Source organism: Bradyrhizobium sp. T-1 (genome assembly GCF_053592855.1).
Genome location: NZ_CM132115.1, coordinates 2,628,243 through 2,652,730 on the forward strand (window position 1 = coordinate 2,628,243; position 24,488 = coordinate 2,652,730).

At 63.5% G+C, this 24,488-nt stretch carries 20 protein-coding genes; 14 read left to right on the forward strand and 6 right to left on the reverse strand.

The genetic code is table 11. The annotated features are described in order from the left end of the window. Positions 1-41 precede the first annotated feature (41 nt). Together ACWAT4_RS12605 and ACWAT4_RS12610 are read left to right on the forward strand one after the other, a co-directional pair. The gene (locus ACWAT4_RS12605; protein WP_449730671.1) at positions 42-1,622 is read left to right on the forward strand and encodes an SDR family oxidoreductase; all 1,581 of its coding nucleotides are present in this window, start codon (positions 42-44) and stop codon (positions 1,620-1,622) included. A 262-nt stretch (positions 1,623-1,884) separates the two neighbouring features. Further along, on the forward strand, positions 1,885-3,519 hold the full coding sequence (locus tag ACWAT4_RS12610) for a flavin-containing monooxygenase (protein ID WP_449730672.1): 1,635 nt from the start codon (positions 1,885-1,887) through the stop codon (positions 3,517-3,519). A 130-nt stretch (positions 3,520-3,649) separates the two neighbouring features. On the opposite strand, the gene ACWAT4_RS12615 is transcribed toward ACWAT4_RS12610, so the two are convergent. Further along, entirely contained in the window at positions 3,650-4,642 is a 993-nt protein-coding gene (locus tag ACWAT4_RS12615; protein WP_449730673.1) for a LacI family DNA-binding transcriptional regulator, read from the reverse strand. A gap of 110 nt (positions 4,643-4,752) precedes the next feature. Between ACWAT4_RS12615 and ACWAT4_RS12620 the strand changes: the two genes are divergently transcribed. The 5 genes from ACWAT4_RS12620 (at position 4,753) to ACWAT4_RS12640 (ending at position 11,648) form a co-directional block, all read left to right on the forward strand. Then, positions 4,753-6,057, forward strand: coding sequence for an ABC transporter substrate-binding protein (locus ACWAT4_RS12620; RefSeq protein ID WP_449730674.1), 1,305 nt, complete (start codon positions 4,753-4,755; stop codon positions 6,055-6,057). A gap of 137 nt (positions 6,058-6,194) precedes the next feature. Next, positions 6,195-7,112, forward strand: a complete 918-nt coding sequence (locus ACWAT4_RS12625) for a carbohydrate ABC transporter permease (RefSeq protein ID WP_249154295.1) — start codon at positions 6,195-6,197, stop codon at positions 7,110-7,112. Beyond that, the gene (locus ACWAT4_RS12630; RefSeq protein ID WP_212298727.1) at positions 7,109-8,158 is read left to right on the forward strand and encodes a carbohydrate ABC transporter permease; all 1,050 of its coding nucleotides are present in this window, start codon (positions 7,109-7,111) and stop codon (positions 8,156-8,158) included. Before ACWAT4_RS12625 ends, ACWAT4_RS12630 begins: the two co-directional genes overlap by 4 nt. Positions 8,159-8,174: 16 nt before the next feature. After that, the gene (locus ACWAT4_RS12635; protein ID WP_212298726.1) at positions 8,175-9,248 is read left to right on the forward strand and encodes an ABC transporter ATP-binding protein; all 1,074 of its coding nucleotides are present in this window, start codon (positions 8,175-8,177) and stop codon (positions 9,246-9,248) included. Positions 9,249-9,296: 48 nt separating this feature from the next. Then, the gene (locus tag ACWAT4_RS12640) at positions 9,297-11,648 is read left to right on the forward strand and encodes a glycoside hydrolase family 31 protein (protein WP_212298725.1); all 2,352 of its coding nucleotides are present in this window, start codon (positions 9,297-9,299) and stop codon (positions 11,646-11,648) included. A gap of 18 nt (positions 11,649-11,666) precedes the next feature. On the opposite strand, the gene ACWAT4_RS12645 is transcribed toward ACWAT4_RS12640, so the two are convergent. Both ACWAT4_RS12645 and ACWAT4_RS12650 read right to left on the reverse strand, forming a co-directional pair. Then, positions 11,667-12,026 carry a RidA family protein gene (locus tag ACWAT4_RS12645; RefSeq protein ID WP_212298724.1) on the reverse strand — a complete coding sequence of 120 codons (360 nt, stop codon included), beginning with the start codon at positions 12,024-12,026 and terminating at the stop codon, positions 11,667-11,669. Between the two features lie 123 nt (positions 12,027-12,149). Continuing rightward, complete coding sequence (locus ACWAT4_RS12650; protein ID WP_212425476.1) at positions 12,150-12,908, reverse strand: SDR family NAD(P)-dependent oxidoreductase; 759 nt, start codon at positions 12,906-12,908, stop codon at positions 12,150-12,152. A 165-nt stretch (positions 12,909-13,073) separates the two neighbouring features. Here ACWAT4_RS12650 and ACWAT4_RS12655 point away from each other — a divergent pair, with 165 nt between their 5' ends. From ACWAT4_RS12655 to bamA, 7 genes are all read left to right on the forward strand, one after another. Beyond that, entirely contained in the window at positions 13,074-14,339 is a 1,266-nt protein-coding gene (locus ACWAT4_RS12655) for an extracellular solute-binding protein (protein ID WP_449730675.1), read from the forward strand. A gap of 2 nt (positions 14,340-14,341) precedes the next feature. Then, a complete protein-coding gene (locus ACWAT4_RS12660) occupies positions 14,342-15,283 on the forward strand; it encodes a carbohydrate ABC transporter permease (RefSeq protein ID WP_449730676.1) in 942 nt (313 codons plus the stop codon). Beyond that, positions 15,276-16,124 (forward strand): carbohydrate ABC transporter permease, encoded by an 849-nt coding sequence (locus ACWAT4_RS12665; RefSeq protein ID WP_449730677.1) that lies wholly within the window; start codon positions 15,276-15,278, stop codon positions 16,122-16,124. Before ACWAT4_RS12660 ends, ACWAT4_RS12665 begins: the two co-directional genes overlap by 8 nt. 22 nt (positions 16,125-16,146) lie before the next feature. Further along, on the forward strand, positions 16,147-17,244 hold the full coding sequence (locus ACWAT4_RS12670; RefSeq protein ID WP_212425479.1) for a Gfo/Idh/MocA family protein: 1,098 nt from the start codon (positions 16,147-16,149) through the stop codon (positions 17,242-17,244). Between the two features lie 10 nt (positions 17,245-17,254). Next, the gene (locus tag ACWAT4_RS12675; protein ID WP_449730678.1) at positions 17,255-17,899 is read left to right on the forward strand and encodes a ThuA domain-containing protein; all 645 of its coding nucleotides are present in this window, start codon (positions 17,255-17,257) and stop codon (positions 17,897-17,899) included. Then, positions 17,896-18,945 (forward strand): LacI family DNA-binding transcriptional regulator, encoded by a 1,050-nt coding sequence (locus tag ACWAT4_RS12680; protein ID WP_212425481.1) that lies wholly within the window; start codon positions 17,896-17,898, stop codon positions 18,943-18,945. Before ACWAT4_RS12675 ends, ACWAT4_RS12680 begins: the two co-directional genes overlap by 4 nt. A gap of 212 nt (positions 18,946-19,157) precedes the next feature. Continuing rightward, positions 19,158-21,668: an outer membrane protein assembly factor BamA gene (gene bamA / locus ACWAT4_RS12685; protein ID WP_449730679.1), complete on the forward strand. Its 2,511-nt coding sequence runs from the start codon at positions 19,158-19,160 to the stop codon at positions 21,666-21,668. Here bamA and ACWAT4_RS12690 read toward each other — a convergent pair. From ACWAT4_RS12690 to ACWAT4_RS12700, 3 genes are read right to left on the reverse strand one after another with little or no spacing between them, the layout of a single operon-like run. Next, positions 21,665-22,897 (reverse strand): Zn-dependent hydrolase, encoded by a 1,233-nt coding sequence (locus tag ACWAT4_RS12690; RefSeq protein WP_212425483.1) that lies wholly within the window; start codon positions 22,895-22,897, stop codon positions 21,665-21,667. The two genes, bamA and ACWAT4_RS12690, sit on opposite strands and share 4 nt — an antisense overlap. Next, positions 22,890-23,675: an ABC transporter ATP-binding protein gene (locus ACWAT4_RS12695; RefSeq protein ID WP_212425484.1), complete on the reverse strand. Its 786-nt coding sequence runs from the start codon at positions 23,673-23,675 to the stop codon at positions 22,890-22,892. The genes ACWAT4_RS12690 and ACWAT4_RS12695 overlap by 8 nt, the downstream gene beginning before the upstream one ends. Next, positions 23,672-24,445: an ABC transporter permease gene (locus ACWAT4_RS12700; RefSeq protein ID WP_449731204.1), complete on the reverse strand. Its 774-nt coding sequence runs from the start codon at positions 24,443-24,445 to the stop codon at positions 23,672-23,674. Before ACWAT4_RS12700 ends, ACWAT4_RS12695 begins: the two co-directional genes overlap by 4 nt. Positions 24,446-24,488: the final 43 nt, after the last annotated feature.

Below are 24,488 nucleotides of genomic sequence, written 5' to 3' on the forward strand. Positions count from 1 at the left end.
GCTTGCGCCGGGGAGCGAGGAACGCGGCGAGGAGACGAGGAATGGAAAAGCCAAGGCGGGTGGTGGTCATTACGGGGGCGGCCGGAGGCGTCGGCCGAGCCTTGCTCGATACGTTCCATCGAGACGGCGACATGATTGCGGCCGTCGACCTGCCAGGCACCGATGTGGTCGCTATCACGGCCGCGCTGGGACCCGAGCACGCGGGATTCCTCTGCGACGTGGCGTCGGAAGAGCAGGTCGTCAGTCTGATCGCCGAGGTCGAGCGGCGATTTGGTCGCGTTGACGTGCTGATCAACAATGCGGCGCTCGGGCCGACCATGGCGGCGACGGTCGATACGGATGTCGGATCGTTTCGCCACGCGTTGAACGTCAACTTGCGCGGTCCCTTCGTGCTGGCTCGCGAAGCCGCAAAGCGTATGATCGGGCGGGGAGGCATCATCGTCAACGTCGCATCGCTTGCCGGAGTGCTCGCCAATCCGAAGCGCAACGCCTATGCGGCCTCCAAGGCGGGTTTGATCTCGGCGACCCGTTCGCTGGCCTGCGAATGGGCACAGCATGGCATTCGCGTCGCGGCGGTGGCGCCCGGATATATCCACACGCCCATGGTCGCGCAACTCGAGCGTTCCGGGACCGCGAACCTGGACCTGGTCCGGCGCCGCATTCCTCTGGGGCGCATGGGGCGGCCGGATGAAATCGCTGCTGCTGTGCACTTCCTGGCCTCGCCGGCGGCAGGCTATGTGACCGGTGCGGTCCTTGCCGTCGATGGCGGTTGGCAGTCTTTCAATCAGCCGGGCCATGCCCACCCGCCAGTCGTCGGAGCGCCGGCCGCAGAACTAGCGCGGCCTGAGCAGGCACCGAAGGAGCGCGTCGTGGTCGTGACCGGCGGCGCCAACGGCATCGGAGAAGCAATCGTCCAACGATTCGCCATCGCGGGTGACATCGTCATCGTCGCGGACAAGGATGGTGATCGCGCCGCCGATCTGGTGCGCGGGCTCGGCACAAAGCACCTGGCCTACGCCCTCAACGTCTCCGTGGAGCAAGACGTGCTCGCGCTTTTCGATACGATCAAGCAGCGCTTTGGTCGGATCGATGTCCTGGTCAATGATGCCGCGGTGGCCGATAGTTTCGTGCCGGCAGTTGCGCAGTCGGCCGCAGATTTCGACAAGATTCTCGAAGTGAACCTTGTCGGTGCATTTCTCTGCGCCCGCGAGGCGATCAAGCTGATGAGTGGCGGCGGCGTCGTTCTCAATCTCGGCTCGATCAACACGTTCTTGCCGTTTGCACCCCGCCACGCTTATGGCGCCTCGAAGGCGGCCATCGACATGCTGACGCGATGCATGGCGGCTGAACTCGGTCCCAACGGCGTACGTACCGCGACCATCGCGCCGGGCTATATCCGCACGCCGGGCGTCGCCGCTCTGGAAGCGCAAGGTCGCATCGACGGCACAGCGATTCGGCGCCGCGTCCCGCTTGGCCGCTTTGGCGAGCCGATGGAGGTCGCTGATGCTGCCTATTTCCTGGCCTCGCCGGAGGCGTCCTACATCAACGGGTCGATCCTTTATGTCGACGGTGGCTGGACGTCGTTCGGAAACGCCGGCGATGCGAGCTCTGCGAACGTTTGATGGAAGGTCCGTATGCAACGATTGCTGAAGCCATTGGGCAGGGCGTGATCTTTCGCGCCTCGTACGGGCTTCGTGACGTGCTTGGTCTCTTTCATAGATGTGAAATTGAAGCCACGCGCCGTCAAAGCGGTAGTGGTGCTGCAGAACTCATGAGATGGTTTTTGACGCGAGGCTGCGGCCCAACGCAGGCGGTTTCGCATGCGGCACATCGTCAAGCGCCGCTCCAACCCACGTCAACGACGCAAGCGAGGAAATGCCCGAGATGAGCAGCTCTGAGATGGGTGCACAACGCCTGGACATGGTCATCGTGGGCGCCGGTTTCGGCGGGTTGTACGCCGTGTATAAATTCCGCGAGATGGGCCTCAAGCTCGCTGCGTTCGAGGCGGGCGGCGATGTCGGGGGCGTGTGGTATTGGAATCGCTATCCCGGCGCGCGGGTCGACTTGCCGAGCATTGATTACAGCTATTCGTTTTCCTCCGAGATCGAGCAGGAATGGACCTGGTCGGAGGAGTTCGCGTCCCAGCCGGAGCTTCTCGCCTACTTCAATTTCGTGGCCGACCGGCTCGATCTTCGCAAGCACTACAAGTTCAATACGCGCGTCGCCAGCGCCGTTTGGGACGAGACGCGCAGGCTCTGGAGGGTGACGACCGATCGCGGAGAGACGGTCGAGGCGACCTATTGCGTGATGGCTACAGGCCCGCTCTCAGTCCCTATGGATCCCCAGATTCCGGGCATCGCGCGCTACAAGGGCGAGCTGCTGCGCGCCGGCAAGTGGCCGCACCATCCGGTCAGCTTCGCCGGCAAGCGGGTCGGGGTGATCGGCACGGGGTCGAGCGGCATCCAGATCGTGCAGGAGGTCGGTCGGAAGGCCGGAGAGCTCTTCGTCTTTCAGCGTACGCCAAGCTTCACCATGCCGATGCGCAACCAGAAGCTGGAGCCGGACTACGTTGCTGAGGTCAAGCGCAACTATGCAGGCCTTCGAGAGACCGCGCGCAACAGTCCGAACGGTGGTGTACGCCCGTGGACCACGCGCGCTTTCTTCAGCGTGACGCCGGCTCGACGACGCGAGCTCCTGGAGGATGCCTGGAAGCTCGGCGGCCTTGCAATGCTCGGGACTTTCACCGATCTGCTGAGCAACGAAGAGGCCAACGAGCATGTCGCCGAGTTCGTGCGCGGCAAGGTCGACGAGGTTGTCAAGGATCCAGTCACTGCGGAGAAGCTCAAGCCGCGCGGTTATCCTATTTTTGCCCGCCGGCCGTGCCTCGACACCGAATATTACGAGACGTTCAATCTGCCCAATGTCCATCTGATGGACTGCACCACCGATCCGATTCTCGAGATCACGGAGAAGGGCGTGCGAACCGAATCGGGAGAGACCGAGCTCGACATGCTGATCCTCGCGACGGGCTATGACGGGCTTACCGGTGCGCTGACCGCATTCGACATCGTCGGCCGCCACGGCGGCAAGGTGAGCGACAAGTGGAAGCACGGCGCGCGTTCCTATCTCGGCCTGATGATGGAAGGGTTCCCGAACCTGTTCATGACGACGGGGCCGAACGGGCCGGCGGCGCTCGCCAATATCGTCAGGATCAGCGAAAACGACGTCGACTGGATTGCGAACCTAATCACGCATATGGACGATCACGGCCTAGCGACCGTAGAGCCGACCAAAGCGGTGGAAGACGGCTGGATGGAACTCGTCGCAAGGACCGCGCAGCATTCGCTCCTCAACAAGGCGAAGACCTGGTACCTCGGCGCCAACGTCAAGGACAAGCCTCTTGGGCTCACGCTCTTCACGGGCGGATTTCCAAGGTACCGGGAGTATTGCGCCGCTGTCGCCCGGGCGGGGTATCGTGACTTTGCCTTCGAGCGCGAGCGGATCCCGGTGACCACTTGACGATTGCGTTTCGATCTCCGGATTGACATCGCCATTGCTGCGATTGCCGGTCACGCGGGGCTGTGATTGCCTGGCGCCGGTGCCGGCAGCTCGAGGCGCGCAACATTGTCCCGCCGTGTCCAAAGGGCTTTCATGCGACGCTGTGCGGCATGATGCGCTCCGCATTGCCGCCGCCGCACCAAACTTGATCCAGTAGCTCCACGATCGGCTGGCCAAATTCCTCGTACATGATTTCGATGGACCGCAGCCACGGCGCGATCCAACGATTAAGGGGATTGCCGTCGATGCCGACGAGCATGCAGCGTTCCGGGATGACGACGTCGCTCTCGCGGGCAAAGCGATAGGCGCCGTAGGCGATTTGGTCGCTGACGCACATCAGCCCCTCAGGCCAGCCGTCGCGCGCTGTGAGCCGCTGTACGGCTTCATATCCGATTTCGAGATGAGAACGGCCAGTGGCCTCGGCCTTGTAGACGTCCTCGGTCCCAAGAGCGCGCAGGCGGTCGCAGAATCCCTTCAGGCGATCCCGCGTCACGGAGGATCCTTGGGCGGGCGTCAGCACGCCGCAGCGTCGTAATCCCGCTGACCACAGCATGTCGGCGGCGTCGGCGCCGGCCTTGATATTGTCGATGCCGACGAAGGCGCCCCGCCCGGAGGGTGGGCGGCGGTTCACGAAGACGATTGGCGCGCCGTCAGCGACGAAGTCCTTCAGCACTGGGCTCGGTACGCTGGCGACCATGATATAGCCGCGCACCACCTGCGAACGCATCGCGTTGAGATATTCGTCCTGCAGGTCGGGGCGATCGTGGGTGTCACAGAGAATCATCACGTAACCGGCGGCGCGCAGCGCGGCTTCGGTGGAGGCGGCAATGGCGGCCATCACGGGATTCTCCAGGTTGGGGGCGAGCATCGCGACGAGGCGGCTTTCTCGCCGGCGCAGTGTCCGGCCGGCGTGGTTGGGCTGGTAGCCGACGACGGCTATGGCCTTGCGGACGCGCGCGATGGTCTCGGCCGAGGCCCGGCGCGTTTCGCCGTTGACGATGCGCGACACCGTGGCGATCGAGACTCCGGCGGCTGCGGCAACGGTCGCGAGCGAGGCTGGGGTGGAGCGTTGCTTGCGTGTCATGGGTCTGGCTCGGTGTGTTCCATTGATGTCAGACAATATAGAGATTGACAGGTTAGGCAAACGTTTGCCAAGCTTGAATCCAAGATCTTAGAGATCGCAGGGAGAGCGCAATGCGGGCAGTTATCCGACGGGCTATCGGCGCGTCCTTGTTGACGGCTTGTCTTTTGGCGCTGATGGCCAGCCTCGGCATTGGCGTCGCCGCAGCGCAGACGACGCTTCGGATGACCTGGTATTCCGATGGCAACGAAGGCGAGGTGATGGCGGACCTTTTGCGCCGCTTCGAGGATAAGCACCCGGACATCCACGTTGTTCTCGACCAGGTGCCCTTCAAAGCCATCAACGAGAATCTTCCCGTGCAACTCGCCTCCGGTCAGGGCCCTGATATCGCCCGCGTCGCCGACATGGGCGGGCTGGCCCGCTATATGCTCGACCTGCGTCCCTATCTGAAGGACGCCGCCTATTGGGAGGCGAATTACGGTCCTTTCCTGCAATGGATGCGGGTGCCGGGCGACACATCATCGATCCCCGGCTTCATGACTCAGCTCACCGTAACCGGTCCCTTCGTCAACAAGACGCTGTTCGAGCAGGCAGGCGTGGCGATGCCGGGGCCGAGAGCGACCTGGGAGGACTGGGCGAAAGCGACGAAAGAGGTGGCGGCCAAGGTGCAGGCGCCGTTTCCGATCGCGTTCGACCGTTCCGGCCATCGCTTCTTCGGTATGGCGATTTCGGAAGGCGCCGCCGTGTTTGACGACAAGGGAAATCCGGCCGTGATCGACGATGGGTTCAAGCGCGCGGCCAAGTTGATCTTTGACTGGCAAAACAGCGGCGTGATGTCGAAGGAGCTGTGGGGTTCGGTCGCGGGAGCGACCTACCGCGGCGCCAACGAGGAATTCAAGAATGCCCAGGTCGTCATGTATGAATCGGGCTCCTGGCAGATCAGCCAGTTCGACAAGACGATTGGAGCGGCCTTCGACTGGGTGGCGGTGCCGACACCTTGCGGGCCGGCGAATTGCTCCGGCATGCCCGGCGGCGCCGCGCTGGTCGGCATCAAGTCGACCAAGCACCCCGAAGAGGTCGCGCGCGTGCTCGATTACCTCGCGAGCGAGGACGTCGTTGCCGAGTTCTACGCGCGTTCGCTGTTCGTGCCGGGCCATCTTGGTCTCGCCCGCAAGGGCCTCGATTACAAGGACGCCTCGCCGGTGGCGAATGCCGCGCTCAAGGTGTTCAGCGATGGCGTCAACCAGCTCGCCCCGGCGGCCAATCAGTTGCAGGGTTATCCGGCGAGCCGTGTGATCCTCAACGCGGTGATCAGCCGACTGGGACAGGCGGTCTCCGGTGAGATTACCCTTGACGACTCCTACAAGCGTATCGCGGGCGACATCGAGCAACAGCTCGCCGAACGCAACAAGAAGTAGGCCGGGCGCGCCGCGGCATGATCGATTTGCCAGATGGCATCGGACTACAGGCCGTACCGACGGCCTCTCGTCTCGCGCGCTTGCGCCGGAGCGGCGCGACGATCCTCGGCGCCGTGTTGCGTCTCATCGACCGTCCGATGGGCTTGTTGCAGCGGCTGATCGGCGAGCGGCGAATGGTCTATGTCTTTCTGCTGCCGAACCTCGCCTTCTTTTCGCTTTTCGTCTTCGTTCCGCTTGCGATCGATCTTGCCTATTCGTTGACCGGCGGTGAGTCGCTGTTTCCTTCGCAACGCCCCTATGTCGGGACCGAGCAGTACGCCTATCTGTTCGATTGCGGATCATTCTTCGATCCCGCCTCGTGCCGGGTCGATCATTTTTGGCGCGGTGTTGCCAACACGATGCGCTTCACCGTCTTCCAGCTCGTCTCCATGGTGACGTTCTCGCTCGTCACCGCGCTGGTCCTGAATATGCGGATTCGCGGCCGCGGCTTCTTCCGCGCCGTCTATTTCTTTCCGGTCCTGTTGTCGCCGGTCGTTGTTGCGCTGGTCTGGAAATGGATCCTGCAACGCGACGGGTTGCTGAACGCGGGGCTCACCATGATCGGCGGTCAGAAGATCTTGTTCTTTGTCGACCCCGGCTGGGCGATGTTCTGGTCGGTGTTCGTCTCGGTCTGGGCGCACATGGGCTTCTATACGCTCATCCTGCTCGCGGGGTTGCAGGCCATTCCCGCCGATCTCTACGAGGCGGCTCAAATGGACGCCACGCCGCGCTGGCGTGTGCTCGTTCGGATCACGCTGCCGCTGCTCTGGCCGAACCTCATCGTGGTGATCGTGCTGGCGATGATCCGCGGCGTGCAGACGTTTGATGAGGTGTTCGTGCTGACCGGTGGCGGACCAGGCACCGCAACCCTCATGATCGTGCAGTACATCTATGAGACCGCGTTTGCGAGCCAGGTGCAGAATTTCGGCCTCGCCGCGGCGGCGTCGATCGTGCTTGGTGTCGTGCTGTTCCTGCTCACGCTGGCGCAATTGTCGCGTACCCGGAGCGCGTCATGAAGCCAATTCAGCTGCTGCGCGCTCGCCGTCGGAACGGGCATTGGCATTGGACCGACATCGCCGCCTACGCCTATCTCGGGCTCGGCGTCGTGCTGATGTTCGGGCCTGTCATGTGGCTGGTGCTGTCCTCGTTCAAGACTCAGGCAAGCCTCCTGGAATTTCCGCCCTCGCTGCTGCCGCTGTCCCAGCAGGAGGTGCGCGTCGAGGGCTTTCCGCAGCCGTTGCCGCTCTTTGCAGCCACCCTCGACAACGGCGAGCGTCGCGAGCTCGCGCAGATCAGGCGCATCGGGCTGATCGCCCAGATGGTCGATCCTGCCGACCCAAAACGGCAATATCGCGTGCCGACGGCCAGGCTCGCGCCGGTTCGGCACCTGAGTTTCGTGACTTCGAACTATACCGAGCCGCTTCAGAAATTCGCCTTCACTCGCTATCTGTGGAACTCGGTGTTCGTCACGACGATCGCAACGCTGATCACGCTGCTCATCAATTCGATGGCAGCCTATGCTCTCTCCATCTATGAATTCAGGGGCAAGACGATCGCCATGCTGATGGTGATCGGGACGCTCATGATCCCGATCACCATCATCCTCGTGCCGGTTTATCTCGTCATCACCAAGCTGGGTCTCGTCAATTCGCTCTGGGCTGTCATTCTTCCGGGGGCTGCAACGCCTACGGGGGTATTCCTGTTGCGGCAGTACATGCTGACGCTGCCGCGCGACCTCATCGAGGCGGCGCGCATGGACAAAGCGAGCGAGTGGCAGATCTACTGGCGCATCGTGATGCCGTTGGCGGCTCCCGCTCTGGCGGTGCTCGCCATCTTCTCCATCATGTGGCGGTGGAACGAGTTTCTGTGGCCGCTCGCAGTGCTGACCCGGTCCGAATCCTTCACGCTGCAGATCGGGCTCAACGCCTTCCAGGGCGAGCTGCAGACGCAGTGGAATTATCTCTTGGCGATGACGGTGGTGTCGCTGGTCCCGGTGGCTCTCGTCTTCGTTTTTCTGCAACGCTTCATCGCCACCGGCATAGCCAATACGGGGATGAAATGATGGCGAGGGTGTCGTCATGGCTGGCTTGACTCTTCGGGACGTCCGCAAGGCTTACGGGACGGTCGCCGTGATCCACGGGGTTGATCTCGCGATCGCGGATGGCGAGTTCATCGTCTTCGTCGGCCCGTCCGGCTGCGGAAAGTCGACCCTGCTGCGCATCATCGCCGGGCTCGAAGATGTCACCGGCGGCGAGATTGCGATCGATGGCCACGACGTCACGCGCGTGCCGGCCTCGGATCGCGGTCTTGCCATGGTTTTCCAGTCCTACGCGCTCTATCCGCATATGACGGTCTACCAGAACATGGCCTTCGCCCTCGAGAACATGGGTCTGGCGCGCGCCGAGATCGACGCCCGGGTGCGGCGCGCGGCCGGGATGCTGCGTCTCTCCGACTATCTCGAGCGCAAGCCGAAGGCGCTGTCGGGTGGCCAGCGCCAGCGGGTGGCCATCGGCCGGGCCATCGTGCGCGATCCGAAGATCTTCCTGCTCGACGAGCCGCTCTCCAACCTCGATGCCGAGCTTCGAGTCGCGACCCGCAAGGAACTCGCGGCGCTGCACGCCGAGATCGGTGGGACCATGATCTACGTGACCCATGATCAGGTCGAAGCGATGACCATGGCCGACCGTATCGTGGTGCTGCGCGGCGGCCGCATCGAGCAGGTGGGTACGCCGCTCGATCTGTACAATCGGCCCGACAATCTCTTTGTCGCAGGCTTCATCGGTTCGCCGCGCATGAACCTGCTGCCGGTGCAGGTGGTGTCGCCGGGCCTGGTGCGCGTCGGCGAGGCCGGTGAGCCGATCAAGGTTGCGACGGGACCGCTCGCTACGGGCGCGTCTGCGACGCTCGGTGTACGCCCCGAGCATATCACGCTCGCCGACGGCGCGGCCGATCTGACAACCACCATCGACATCGTCGAACAGCTCGGCGGCGATACGTATTTCTATGCGAGCGCGCCCGGTCTGCCGCAGATCACGGTGCGACAGAACGGGCAGGCGCTGCGGGGGCGCGGCGAGACTCTCCCGGTTCGCTTCGAGCCGGCCCACCTTCATCTGTTCGATGCCGAAGGGGCCGCGGTACGGCCCGGTGTCTGAATCACGCAGGTCCATAACGACCAGCGATCAATAATGGAGTGATGAGACATGAAAGCCCTGGTTGAGGGCCGCTATCGCGGTTACGAGGGCGGAGCCGCGGTGTTCGAGGTTGGGGAGGGCGTCACCATCGCGGTCCGCATTCTCGAGGGTGATCTCGGCCGGGTGACGCTGCGCCGTGCTGGCGGCTTTCGGCTGGATCGGGGCTGGTCGTTGGCGCCTGGTGGCATCGAGCCGCCTTATGAGGGACGCAACCGCGACGATTTGTCGGGCTTCGCCAATCCGGCGGTAACGGTCACGCCGGGCGACGGCATCGTCACTGTTGCGGCAGCCGGGCTGACCGCCGAGGTTAGGCTCCGCCCGTTCGGCATTGCCTGGCGCCGCGCCGGCGATGCCCAGCCGTTTCTGCGCGACCGGCCGACCCAAGCCTATTTCATCTCCAACAAGACTCCGGCCATCGCCCATATGATGGCGCGGCATCCTGACGAGAGACATTATGGCCTTGGCGACAAGGCCGGCCCGCTGGATCGTACGGGACGGCGCTTTGCCATCGACGCGGTGGATCCTTGTGGTTTCGATGCCGAACTGAGCGATCCCCTCTATAAGATGCTGCCGTTCGTCATCGTCGACGGGCCGCAGGGTGCGCATGGCATCTTCTATGACAATCTTGCCACCGGATCTGTCGATCTCGGCTGCACGATCGACAATTATCACGGCACGTTCAGGTCCTATCATGCCGACGATGGCGACCTCGATTTCTACGTGCTCGCGGGGCCAACGCTGCACGAAGTCACGCGCCGTTTCTCCTGGCTCACCGGCGGCCAGGCCTTCGCACCGCGCTGGTCCTACGGCTTCGGTGTTACATCGATGGCGATTGCGGATGCGCCCGACGCCGATCGGCGGGTGACGGACTTCATCGCCGACTGCCGCCGCCACGCCATCCGTTGCGACAGCTTCCATTTCGGCTCCGGCTACACCTCGATCGGCTCGCGCCGCTACGTGTTCAACTGGAACTACGACAAGTTTCCCGATCCATCGGCGACCATGACGCGGCTGGTCGAAGCGGGCATGCAGCCGGTGACCAACATCAAGCCGTGCCTGCTCGACGATCATCCGCGGCTCGACGAGGCCATCGACTCCGGCATCCTGGTGAAGGATGGCGTGACGGGCGCTCCGGCGGTCGCGCAGTTCTGGGACGGAGTGGGTTTTCATGTCGACTTCACCAATCCCGATGGGCGCCGGTGGTGGCGTGCGGGCATCGAGCATGCGCTGCTCGATCACGGCGTCGTTTCCATGTGGAACGACAACAATGAGTTCGAGATCTGGGATGAGGACGCGATCTGTGCCGGAGACGGCCGCCCCTTTGCCCAGGCACTGGGACGGCCGGCGCAGCCATTGTTAATGACGAAGCTGTCGTTCCAGGCGCAGGCGGAGCGATCGCCGTTGCGGCGGCCTTATGTCATTACCCGCGGCGGGCCGGCAGGGCTTGCGCGCTATGGTCAGACCTGGTCGGGCGACAACGCAACGGCCTGGAAGACGCTGCGCTTCAATCTCACCCAGGGTCTCAACATGAGCCTCTCCGGGCTGTTCAGCATCGGGCATGATGTCGGCGGCTTCCATGGTCCGAAGCCAAGTCCCGAGTTGCTCTGCCGTTTCGCCGAGTTCTGTGCACTCTGGCCGCGCATGGTGATGAACTCCTGGAACGATGACGGCTCGGTGACCCTGCCCTGGATGTACGCGGATGCGCTGCCGCAGGTGCGCGCGGCAATCGCGCTGCGTCATCGGTTGTTGCCCTATCTCTACACGCAGATGTGGCGCGCCAGCCGCGACCATGAGCCCGCGATCCGCCCGCTGTTCTGGGATTTCCCTGATGATGCAGCGGTGCGGGGCGTCGAGGATGCCTTCATGCTCGGCCCCGATCTGCTCGTCGCTCCCGTGCTCGAGGAGGGCGCTTTCGAACGCAGCGTTCGATTGCCCGCGCACGACGGCGGCTGGTACGACTGGCACGACGGCCGGCGCTTCGCCGGCGGTGAGATGGTGCAGGTCGCTGCGCCCTTGGGACGCTTGCCTCTGTTCGTCCGCGGCGGCAGCATGATTCCGGTCGTTGACATCGACGCGACCGGCCGTCAGGGCGACCGGTCGCTCGTGATATTCGGTGCGCCGGTGATGCACTCCACTGCCGACCTCTATGAGGACGATGGGGATACGGCGGCCTGGCGCACCGATGCGCTGGTTCTGACCTTCCACCTTCGTCGCAGCGCCACCGGCCTGGAACTGACGGGAATGGCGCAGGGCAGCTTCCAGCCGGATTTCGAGCGGCTGCAGGTGAAGGGGGTGGGAGTGACGGAACCCTTGTCCATCGGCTCACTCGAAGGCCCCGTCGCCCTGAAGCCCGGCGATTGAAGAGGTTGCTTCGCGCCGTCAGCTCGACGCGCGTCGAGCCGCGATCGCTGTCATCTCGAGCTTGACGCCGGGGCCGAGGTCGGCAACCCCGATGACTGCGCGCGCCGGCAGAGACGCCTCCGCGAAGCAGGCTTTCCAGGCCGTATTGAATGCGGCCTTCTCGCTGAGTTTTGTCACGAAGATCGTCACCTGCAGGACATGGGAGCGGTCCGATCCCAGGGTTTCCAGCAAGCGCGACAACTGGCCAAGTACATCACTTGCCTGGCCCGCCATATCGAGGCTGGTGTCCTCAGGAACAATCCCGCCGATGTAGAGCACGCCATTATGCTCGACAACTTCGTGAAGCAATCCCTCATAGGGTAGGACGCGCTTGATCATGGTGCCACCTTGGACGTTGCCGGTACGACGAGACGTTTGCCGGAATAGCCGCTGAACCTTTCCGCAAGTCAACCCGCGGACGCGTCACAGCTTGGAATTGGCGCGCCCGCCATCCTCAAGGCATCACACCCATCCACCATCGACGATGTAATGCTGGGCCGTACAGGCGGAGGCCTCTTCGGAGGCAAGAAAGACGGTGAATTTCGCGACCTCGTCCGGGACCAGCCTGCGCTTCAGGCACTGTCGCTGCTGCAGTTCGATCTCGCCGGCCGGCGTCATCCATTTCTCGAGCTGACGCTCGGTCATGATCCAACCCGGCGCGATCGCGTTCACGCGGATATTGTAGGGACCGTAGTCACGTGCCAGCGAGCGCGTCAAACCGATCACGCCTGATTTGCTGGCGGTGTAGGCAGCCATGCCGCCTTGTCCGGCGATCCACGACACCGAGCCGAAATTGATGATGGCGCCGGCGTTTGCCGCCTTCATGTCCGGCAGCACGGCTTGCGAGGCGAAGAACTGGTGCTTCAGATTCACTGCGATGCGGTCGTCCCAATAGTCCGGCGTCATCTCCTCGGTTTTGTGCCGTTCATCATGCGCGGCGTTGTTGATCAGGATGTTGATCGCGCCGTGCGCCTTGCGCGCCTCCGCCACGCCGGCGCGCAGCGCGGGGATGTCGGTCAGGTCGACGCGCTGGAAATGCGCAGCCAGTCCCCGATCGGATAGCTCGCGCGCCAGGCGTTGTCCCTCTTCGACCTTGATGTCGAAGAACACCACCTTGGATTTCTGCTCCGCGAAGTGCCGCACGATTGCGGCGCCAATTCCCGCTGCGCCTCCGGTGACGAGCACGACCTTGCCGGCGAGGTCGGAATAGATGGCAGCCATGGGCAACTCCCAGTTTGTTGCGGGCGGCGCGACGGGCCGCCCCGCCTCTTTTCCCGACCTTATCCATTCCCTTCGTGAGGTGCATAGGTCAGAATTTGTGTTGCGTACCTCAAAAATTGAAGGCAGGATTGCAGCCAAAGAATAAGAGCCTGTTGGGAGGATGAGATGAGACTGCTCAAGAAGCTGGGACTCGCCGCTGCCGCATGCCTGTTTGACGCCAACGTCGCCGCAGCCGATACCACGGTAAAATGGCTGCACATCGAGGTTAATCCGGCCCAGGTGAAGGTCTGGGAGGAGGTCGCGCGTGCCTATGAGGCGTCGCATCCCGGCGTCAAGGTCGAGATGCAGTTCCTCGAGAACGAGGCCTACAAGGCCAAGCTGCCGACCATCCTGCAATCCAAGGACCGGCCGCACATCATCTATAGTTGGGCCGGCGGCGTCCTGAAGACGCAGATCGAGGCCGGTGTTCTCGAAGACATCACCGATTCTGTGAAGAGCGGCGGCTATAGCGACACGATCGCACCGGCGGCGCTCGCCGCCTTCACCCAGAACGGCCACGTCTTTGGACTTCCGATCGCACTGTCGCAGGTCGGCTTCCTCTACAACAAGGATTTGATGGCCAAGGGTCACGTCGATGCAAGCAAGATCAAGACATGGGACGATCTGCTCGGCGCGGTGAAAACGCTGAAGGCCGCGGGTGTTACGCCGATTGTGGTTGGCGGCGCCGACAAATGGCCGCTGCACTTCTACTGGACGCATCTCGCAGTGCGCATTGGCGGCAAGGCTGCCTTCGATGCAGCGCTGAAGGGTGAGAACGGCGGCTTCGCCGGCGAGACCTTCCAGAAGTCCGGTGAGCTGTTCAAGCAGCTCGTCGACCTGCAGCCGTTCCAGAACGGCTTCCTCGGCTTCAAGAACCCGCAGGCCGTCGGCTATTTCGGTGACGGCAAGGCCGCGATGACCCTCGCCATCTCGTCCTTCTATCACACCCAGCGCGCGCTTGCCGCTGACAAGGTCGGTCTCGCCGACGACAAGCTCGGCTGGTTCGATTTTCCGGTCGTACCCGGCGGCAAGGGCGAGCCGTCAGACACGCTCGGCGGCATCACCGGTTGGCTGATCACCAAGGGGGCGCCCAAGGAGGCCACCGACTTCCTCAAGTTCTTTATCTCCAAGGACGTGCAGGCGCGGCTCGCCGCCGGCAACTTCATCGTTCCCGTCGTCAAGGGCGGCGAGGCCGGCCTCAACAGTGCTTTCATGAAGCAGATCGCGGCCAATCTGGCGAAGTCGAATTATCATCAGAACTTCTATGACCAGAGCCTCGGCCCGTCGGTCGGCCGCGTCGTGAACGACGTCACCGCGGAGATCGCCGGTGGCAGCATGAGCCCGCAGGACGCTGCGAAGGCGATCGAAGCAGCGTACAAGCAGGGCAACTGACGGTGGCGCGGCGGATCGCGATCGCCTCGCCGGTGAGCATTGCTGGCGAGGCGCCCCCTCAGGTTGCGGTTCGCGGCCCGGGTTGGGACGGCCGTTTCACGGTCCTGATCCTGTTCCTGCCGCCGGCCCTGCTGCTGTTCACGTTGTTTGTGGTGCTGCCAATCGGTGAGGCGGCGTGGTACTCGGGCTTCAACTGGAATGGCTTCGGCAAGCCAACCAACTGGATCGGCTTCGACAACTACCGCTTCGTGCTGGAAACGCGCGCCTTCTGGCTCGCGCTGCGCAACAACGGGCTGATCATCGCGGTCTCGCTCGCGATCCAGCTGCCGCTTGCACTGACGCTGGCCCTGATGCTCGCCGAGAAGTTTCGTGGCGCGGTGGCGCTGCGCATGTTGTTCTTCATGCCCTATATCCTGGCCGAAATCGCGACCGGGCTGATCTTCTCCTTCGTCTATGACGGCGATTACGGCCTCGTCGCCTCGATCTGGCGCACGTTCGGCGCCGAGCCGCCGCATTTGCTGGCCTCGACCGACACTGCGATGCTGGCGGTGCTGATCGTGATCGTGTGGAAGTATTTCGGCTTCCACATGATGCTGTTCATCGCAGCGCTCCAGAGCCTCGACAAGAGCCTGATCGAGGCTGCACGGATCGACGGCGCGACGCGGGCGCAGACCCTGCGCCATGTCGTCATCCCCTTGCTCTATCCGACCATCCGTCTCTCCGTATTCTTTGCCATCGTCGGGTCACTGCAGCTGTTCGACCTCGTCATGCCGCTCACTCGCGGCGGCCCCGCAGACTCCTCCAACACCATGGTGAGCTTCCTCTACAACAACGGCATCTCACGCATGCGGGTGGGCTATGGCAGTGCGATCGGCGTCATTCTGTTCACGATTTGCGTGACCTTTGCCTTCACCTACAAGCGATGGTTCATGCGCGATGAATAACACCGAGACCGCCCGCCGACCGTACGATCCCGCCGCGCTGTTCAAGGCGCTGTTCCTTGCGCTCGTCGCCATCTTCGTGCTGGTGCCGCTGCTTGCGACACTGCTCGGTGGCTTCAAGTCGCTCGGCGAGCTGCGTGTCAATCCATTCGGCCTGCCCAGGCATTGGGAGTGGCAGAATTATGCCGACATCCTGTTCTCCGGCCGTTACTGGCAGCTCTTGCGCAACTCTCTGATCATCTCGACGCTCACGGTCACCCTGACCCTGATCGTCGCCTCGATGGCTGCCTTCACCTTCGCGCACGTCAAGTTCTACGGCAGCTCGATGCTGCTGAGCTACCTGACACTCGGGCTGCTGTTTCCGGCCGCGACCGCGGTGCTGCCGCTGTTCATCAGGGTCCGCGACCTCGGCCTGCTCGACACCTACTTTGGCGTCGCCCTGCCGCAGGTGGCTTTCAGCCTTGCCATGAGCGTGTTGCTGCTGCGGCGCTTCTTCAAGGACATTCCCCATGAGCTGCTCGAAGCGGCCCTGGTCGATGGCTGCAGCTACATCAAATTTTTCCGCTACGTGACACTGCCGTTGTCGCGGCCGATTCTCGCGACCGTCGGCACCATCACCTTCGTCAACAGCTGGAATGCTTATCTGCTGCCGCTGGTGATGCTCAACACCGACGCACTCTATCCCTGGCCGCTCGGTATCATGGTCTATCAGGGCGAATACTCCTCCGAATGGCACCTGATCCTGGCCTTCATCACGCTCACCATCCTGCCGACCATCATTCTGTTCCTGCTGGCGCAGAAGCACATCGTCGCCGGCCTCACCGCAGGCGCGGTCAAGGGATGAGCAAGACTTCACGGAGATAACAATGAGAAAAGTCGGCATCGGAATCATCGGCTGCGGTGTGATCAGCACTGCCTATCTCAAGGCGGCCCAGCGGTTCCCGGTCATGGAGGTCAAGGCGCTGGCGGACATGCGCAGCGATGTCGCGGAGCGGCAGGGCGCAGCGTTCGGCCTGCCGGCAATGCGGGTCGATCAATTGCTGAAGCGCGACGATGTCGAGATCGTCATCAATCTCACGGTGCCGCTGGCCCACACCGACGTCAGCCTCGCCGTGCTCAACGCCGGCAAGCACGTCCATTCCGAAAAGCCGCTCGGCATCAACGTCGCCGAAGCGCGCAAGGTGATGGATCTCGCCGCGCAGAAGAATTTGCGCGTCGGCTCCGCGCCCGACACCTTCCTCGGCGGCGGACACCAGACCGCGCGCAAGCTGATCGATGACGGTGCGATCGGCACGCCGGTCGCCGGCAGCGCCTTCTTCGGCTGTCCCGGCCATGAGCGCTGGCATCCGGCGCCAGGCTTCTACTATCTGCGAGGTGGCGGGCCGATGCTCGACATGGGGCCGTACTACATCACCGATCTGGTCCAGTTGCTCGGTCCGGTCGCCGGCGTGATGGGCTCGACGGCCCGTCCGCGATCCGAGCGGCTGGTCACTAGCCAGCCGATGAACGGTGCGATGATCCCGGTCGAGGTCGCGACTCATGTCGCGGGGACGCTCGAATTCGAGAGCGGGGCGGTCGTCTCGATCGCGATGAGCTTCGACGTGCCGAAACACCGCCATGCACCGATCGAGATCTACGGCGACAAGGGCAGCATGCTGGTGCCGGACCCGAACCGCTTTGGCGGCGAGGTGCAGGTGGCGAAGACCGGCGGCGAATGGGAGGCGATGCCGCTGACGCACGGTCATGCGGAAGGCGAATTCCGGTCCATCGGCGTCGCCGATATGGCCGCTGCGATCCTGAATGACCGGCCGCATCGCGCCAGCGGCGCGCTCGCCTTCCACGTGCTGGAGGTGATGGAGGCGTTCCAGACCTCCGCCGACGAGGGCCGCCGCGTCAAGATCGAGAGCCGCGTGGAGCGGCCGGCGATGCTGCCAGCCGGACGCGAAACCGGACAGATCGACTGAGGGAATGACCATGCGCAAGGCATTGATTGTATGGGGTGGCTGGCCGGGACACGATCCCGATTTGTGTGCCTCGATGATCCGCGGCTGGCTCAAGGCCGAAGACTTCGAGGTCCGGATCGAAACGACGACGGAGGCGTTCGGCGATCCCAAGATCCACGATCTCTCGTTGATCATCCCGATCTACACCATGTCGAAGATCGAGAAGGCGGACGCGCTCAATCTCTGCGCCGCGGTGAGCGGTGGCGTCGGGCTCGCCGGCCATCATGGCGGTATGTGTGATGCTTTCCGCGAGTCCGTCGACTATCAGTTTTTGTGCGGCGGGCAGTGGGTCGCGCATCCCGGCAACATCATCGATTACAAGGTCGATGTCACCAAGCCGGATGATCCCATCGTGAAGGGCTTAAGCAGTTTCGAGCATCGTTCAGAGCAGTATTATATGCATGTCGACCCCGCCAACGAGGTGTTGGCGACGACGACCTTCACCGGCGAGCACGCGCCCTGGATCGACGGCGTGGTGATGCCGGTGGTGTGGAAGAAGCGCTACGGCGCCGGCAGGGTGTTCTATTCCTCGCTCGGCCACCGCGCCTACGAGCTCGACGTGCCGGAGATCAGGACGTTGATGACCCGCGGCATGCTGTGGGCGGCGCGCGAATGACGGCTGGTGCGATCCAGCCGGCGGTTCGTGCGACGCTGGAAGACGTCGCGCGCGCGGCGGGCGTCTCGCTCGCCACCGTCGATCGCGTCGTCAACCGGCGAGAAGGCGTCCGCGCCAAGACCATTGCACGCGTCGAGGCCGCAGTGGCAAAGCTCGGCTATCGTGCCGACGTCGCCGCCGCGCGGCTCGCCCGCGGGCAGACGTTCCGCTTTGCCTTCGTGCTGCCAACCGGCAGCAACAGCTTCATGACCAACCTGACCGAGCAGGTCCAGCGCACCGCAGACTGGCTCACCGGCCAGCGTGGCTTCATCGATCTCCTCCATGTCGACGTCTTCGATCCGGATGTGCTCGCCGGTGCGCTGGAAGACCTGTCGCCGGCCTATCACGGAGTCGCCGTGGTCGCGCTCGACCACCCCAGGGTACGCGATGCGATCGACCAACTCGCCGCGCGCGGGGTCGCCGTGGTGACCCTTGTATCGGATGCACCGAGCTCGCGCCGTCTGCACTATGTCGGTATCGACAATCCGGCTGCGGGACGAACCGCGGCAACGCTCACGGGACGCTTCCTTGCAGGCGGGGAGGGGAAGGTGGCCGTGATCGCGGGATCGTTGTCGTTGCGCGATCACACCGAGCGGCAGTTCGGATTCCACCAGATATTGTCCAGCGAGTATCCGAACCTCACGGCATTGCCCGTGATCGAGGGCCGCGACGACAGCGAGCGCACGCGGGAGCTCACTGCCGCGCTGCTCAAGCGCCATGCGGACCTGCGCGGCATCTACTGCTGCGGCGCCGGCAATCGCGGCATCGCCGAGGCGCTCGAGGCCTCCGGCCGCGCGCGCGACGTGGTCTGGATCACCCATGAGCTGACCCAGCATACGCGACGCTTCCTGGTGCGCGGCACGCTCGATGCGATCATCAACCAGGATCCCGGCCACGAGGCGCGCTCCGCGGCCAGGGTGCTGCTGGCGCATTGCATGGAAGAGCCGATCAGCCCTGATCAGGAGCGCATCCGTATCGACATTTTCCTGCGGGACAATCTGCCGTAATCTCGAGCTCGCGATTGATGCGCGCCTTGCCTGCCGAATAGCTCCCATTGCCCGATGTTGCTGGCTCTGCGCGCAAACGCCGCGCACGAGGCGGTTTGCGCGGTGCCGGCTCAATCAAACTCAATCCCTGGAAACAGTACAGCAATACCAAAGCCACACCGTGGCCACAGCTTTCCCGTTTCAGAGCATGTTAGCTGCTCTTGAGGTGTGGAATGTCGTTTTTGCGGGCCTGGCTTGTCGCGGTGGTCGCGACCGGCGTGTCGTTGGCAACCTCACTTCCGCTGCTGCTGCCGCAGCCGGCCGCGGCGCAAACTACGGATGCGATCGTCGTCGAAGGCAATCGCCGCGTCGAGGCTGAAACGGTCCGTTCCTACTTCAAGGCCGGCCCCGGCGGGCAGTTTGACCAGATTGCCGTCGACGACGGGCTCAAGGCACTGGTCGAGACCGGCCTGTTCCAGGATGTGAAGGTCAACAGGGTCGGCGGCCACATCGTCGTGTCGGTGGTGGAGAACGCCGTGATCGGCCGCGTCGCGTTCGAGGGCAACAAGAAGATCAAGGACGAGCAACTCACGGCTGAAATCCAGTCCAAGCCGCGCGGGACCTTCTCGCGGGCGATGGTGCAATCCGACACGCTGCGGATCGCCGAGATCTATCGCCGTTCGGGCCGCTACGATGTGCGCGTCACCCCCGAAATCATCGAACAGCCAAACAACCGCGTCGATCTCGTCTTCACGATCGAGGAGGGCGCAAAGACCGGCGTCAAATCGATCGAGTTCATCGGCAACAGCGCCTTCTCCGCCGCGCGGCTGCGCGACGTGATCAAGACCCATGAAAGCAATCTGCTCAGCTTCCTCAGCAGCGGTGACATCTACGATCCCGACCGCGTCGAGGCCGACCGCGACCTGATCCGCCGCTTCTACCTCAAAAACGGTTTCGCCGATGCGCAGGTGGTGGCGGCGCTGACCGAGTATGATCCAGACAAGAAGGGCTTTCTCGTTAGCTTCAAGATCGAGGAAGGCCAGCAATATCGCGTCGGCGTGGTCGAGTTCCGTTCTAGCATCGCCAATTTCGACGCGAGCTCGCTGCGCAGCTTATCGCGCGTCAATGTCGGCTCGCTCTACAACGTCGAATCGGTCGAGAAATCGACCGAGGAGATGCAGATTGAGGCGTCACGCCGCGGCTATGCCTTCGCCGTCGTACGGCCGAGCGGAGACCGCAATTTCGAGGCGCACACCGTCTCCGTCGTTTTCAACATCGACGAAGGGCCGCGCACCTATATCGAGCGCATCAATCTGCGCGGCAACACCCGCACGCGCGACTACGTGATCCGCCGCGAATTCGACATCTCCGAGGGCGATGCCTACAACCGCGCGCTGGTCGACCGCGCCGAGCGCCGGCTGAAGAACCTCGATTACTTCAAGAGCGTCAAGATCACCACGGAGCCGGGCTCCTCCAGCGACCGCGTGATTCTGATCGTCGACATGGAGGAGAAGTCGACCGGCGATTTCTCGATCTCCGGCGGCTACTCGACCACCGACGGTGCGCTCGCCGAAGTCTCGGTCTCGGAGCGCAATCTGCTCGGCAAGGGGCTCTTTGCCAAGGCCTCGGTGACTTACGGCCAGTACGCCCGCGGCGTGTCGCTATCGTTCGTCGAGCCCTATCTGCTCGATTACCGGATCGCACTCGGATTTGACACTTATTGGCGCGAGAATCTGTCGAACAGCTATACGAGCTATGGGGTGACGACGCTGGGCTTCTCGCCGCGCCTGGGCTTCGCGCTGCGCGAGGACCTGTCGCTCCAGCTCCGTTATTCACTCTATCAGCAGAGCATCACGCTTCCCAGCGCTTACAACAATTGCAACAACAACGCAGCCAATGCGTCGCTGGCCTTCAACCCGACGCCGGCCTACATCCAGAACGTGCTGGGCGGAGCGGATCCCACAAACTCGACGAGCTCAGGATACTACGGCTACGGCTGCTACGCTGACGGCGAATCGAGCCTGCCGATCCGAAAGGAATTGGCTAACGGCAAGACCTTGACCTCGGCGTTGGGCTACACCCTGACCTATAACACGCTCGACAACACCAAGAACCCGACCGACGGCCTGCTCGTCGACTTCAAGCAGGATTTCGCCGGCGTGGGCGGCGACGTCACCTATTTGAAGACCGCGCTGGACACAAAATACTACACCTCGCTGGTGTCCGATCTCATCAGCGTGATCCATCTCCAGGGAGGTGTTCTCAGCAAGATCGGTAACGACGATCTGCGCATGCTGGACCACTTCCAGATGGGCCCGAACCTCGTGCGCGGCTTCGCTCCCAACGGCATCGGTCCGCGCGACATCACCTATGCAGGGTACGGCGCCACAGGCGATGCGCTCGGCGGCACGAAGTACTGGGGCGCGTCCATGGAGTTGCAGATGCCGTTCTGGTTCCTGCCCAAGGAGGTTGGCCTGAAGGGTGCGGTCTATGCCGATGCCGGCTCGCTCTGGGGTTACCAGGGTCCGACCTCGTGGGCGGCCACAGGTGAGGTCAACACCAAGGCATGCCCGACCTGCGGACTGCAATATGACGACAGCAGCGTGGTGCGCTCGTCGGTCGGCGTTGGCCTGATCTGGGCCTCGCCGTTCGGACCGCTGCGCTTCGATTACGCCGTGCCGCTCACGAAGGGCAAATACGACGTGGTCCAGGAGTTCAGGTTCGGCGGCGGAACATCGTTCTAGCCACCGAGTATCCGTCGGCAGGCATCGACGTAGACCTGCGCGCCGGTGACGATGTCCGCATCGGCGGTGTTCTCGGTCCAGTGATGGCTGATACCGCCGATCGATGGCACGAACAGCATGCCTGCGGGCATGATGGTCGCGAGCATCTGCGCATCGTGGCCGGCGCCGCTCGGCATGCGGATCGATCGTCCACCGGCGAGCGCCTTGCTTGCGACGTCGATCGCGTCCTGGAAGCGGGTATCCATCATGGCGGGCGCACCGGTGCGAATTTTCTCTACGTTGACGGTGCAGGGGCCCTTCGCGGTGGTCTCAGCCGCCATGCTTCGCAGCAACTCCTCCAGTTGCGCGATGACGGCCGGGTTATCGTCGCGGATCTGAAACAGCATCTCGGCGCTGCCGGGAATGATGCTCGGTGCGCCCGGATCGAGCGTGATGCGGCCTGTTGTCCAGACCGTGCGCGGACCGCACGCGGCCGGGAAGCGCTCGTCGATCGCCACGCAGAATTTGGCAAGCGCGAGGCCCGCATCCTTGCGCACGGCCATGCGCGTGGTGCCGGCGTGGTTCTGCTCGCCGGTGAAATTGATACGGTACTGCCAGATGCCGACGATGGAGGTGACGACACCGATCGCAAGCTTACCGCTTTCGAGCGTGTCGCCCTGCTCGATATGTGCCTCGAGATAGCCGACATGCCGTCCGGGCTCGGCGGTGACGCGTGGGCGCCCGGCAAGGCCCATGTCGGCGAGCGCATCGCGCATCGTGCGCCCGTTGCTGCGGTCGCGCGCCGCGTCGATCTCGGCCTCGGTGACCTGCCCGACATAGGAGCGCGAGCCGAGGAAGCTGCCGAAATGGCCCTCCTCGTCGCACCATGCGGCCACTTCCACCGCGCCCTTCACGGTGGGATCGGCGTTGAGCACGCGTGCCGCTTCGAAAGCGTAGACGACGCCCAGCGGGCCATCGAGCCAGCCGGCGTAGTTCTGGCTTTCCAGATGCGAGCCGGCGAGAAGTTTCGGCCCAGCCTTCGTGCTGGTGCCGATGATATTGCCGATGCCATCGATCGCGCCGGTAAGCCTCGCGTCGGGCAACTTCCGCACCAACCAGTCCAGTGATTGCCTGTGCGCCTCGGAAAATGTGGGCTTGTGCACGCCGGTCTTGTAGGTGCCGAAGGCACGGAGTGCATTGAGATCGGCAAGAACGCGCTCGCCATTGGCGCGCGGCTGTGTGTCAGGCATGTTCGGCAACCTTCAGCGCCTCGGTGCGGATCTCCTCGACCAGCCGTTCCTTCAACTGGACGAATTCCGGTGTGGTCTTGATCTTGTAGGAGCGCGGATGCGGCAGGTCCACAGAGATCTCGGCCTTGATCCGGCCGGGACGGGCGCTCATCACGATGACACGGCTGCCGAGGAAGATGGCTTCCTCGATGTCGTGGGTGACGAACAGCACGGTCTTCTGGTCACGCTCCCAGATGCCGAGCAGCATCTCCTGCATCAGGGCGCGCGTCTGGTTATCCAGCGCGCCGAAGGGCTCGTCGAGCAGCAGGATCTTCGGATCATTGGCGAGCGCCCGCGCGATCGCCGTGCGCTGCTGCATGCCGCCGGAGAGCTGCTTGGGCCAGTGGTTCTCGAAGCCGGCAAGTCCGACTTGGCGGATGAAGGCGTCGGCAACCTTGTTGCGCTCCGCCTCCGCCACGCCGCGCTCTCGCAGGCCAAAGGCGATGTTCTCGCGCACGGTCAGCCAGGGAAACAGCGTGTACGACTGGAACACCATGCCGCGATCGGCGCCGGGGCCGGTGACTTCGCGCCCGTCGAGCGTGACGCGCCCGCTGGTCGGACGGTCGAGGCCTGCAACGATCCGCAGCAGCGTGGACTTGCCGCAGCCGGAGGGGCCGAGGATGGTGACGAAGTCGTTGTTGCCGATGGTGAGATCGGTCGGCTCCAGCGCTCTCGTGGGGGCGTTGCCGTGGCGCGCGGGAAATGTGCGAGAGACCTGCTCGATCTTGAGGATCGTCATGCCAACCTCCACGGAAACAGCCAGGCGTTGAACGCCTTGAACACGAAGTCCGAGAGCAGGCCGATCAACCCGATCACGATGATGCCGAAGATGATCTGGCCGGTGTTGAGCAGCGCCTGGCTGTCGGTGATCATGTGGCCGATGCCGGAGGACGAGCCGATCAGCTCGGCGACGATGACGTAGGTCCAGGCCCAGCCCAGCACCAGCCGCAAAATCTCGGCGATCTCGGGCGCGGACGAGGGCAGCAGCACGCGGTGGATGATGCCGCGGTCGCTGGCCCCGAGCGTATAGGCGGCTTCCACCAGGTCGCGCCGCGTCGCGCCGACGGTCACCGCGACCATCAGGATGACCTGGAACACCGAGCCGATGAAGATGACGAGCAGCTTCTGTAATTCGCCGATGCCGGCCCACAGGATCAACAGTGGAATGAAAGCGGAGGCGGGCAGATAGCGCGCAAAGGAGACGAACGGCTCGAGGAAGGCTTCGACCGGCTTGTAGGCGCCCATCAGCACGCCGAGCGGCACCGCGATGATCGCCGCGAGCGCAAAGCCGCCGACGACGCGCCAGATCGTCATGCCGATGTCGAACAGGAAGCCCTGCTTGGCCAGGAGATCATAACCCTCCTGCACCATGGTCAGCGGATTGGCGAGAAAGGTTTTCGACACATGGCCGCCGAAGGTCGCCCAGGACCAGAGAGCGACGAACAGCACGAAGAACGCGAGGCCGTAGGCCACCCGCTGCTTCGATGTCACGGAATCCAGGGGACGCATCAATTATCTATCCGAATGGTCGATCTCGCACCGGTCCCGCCGT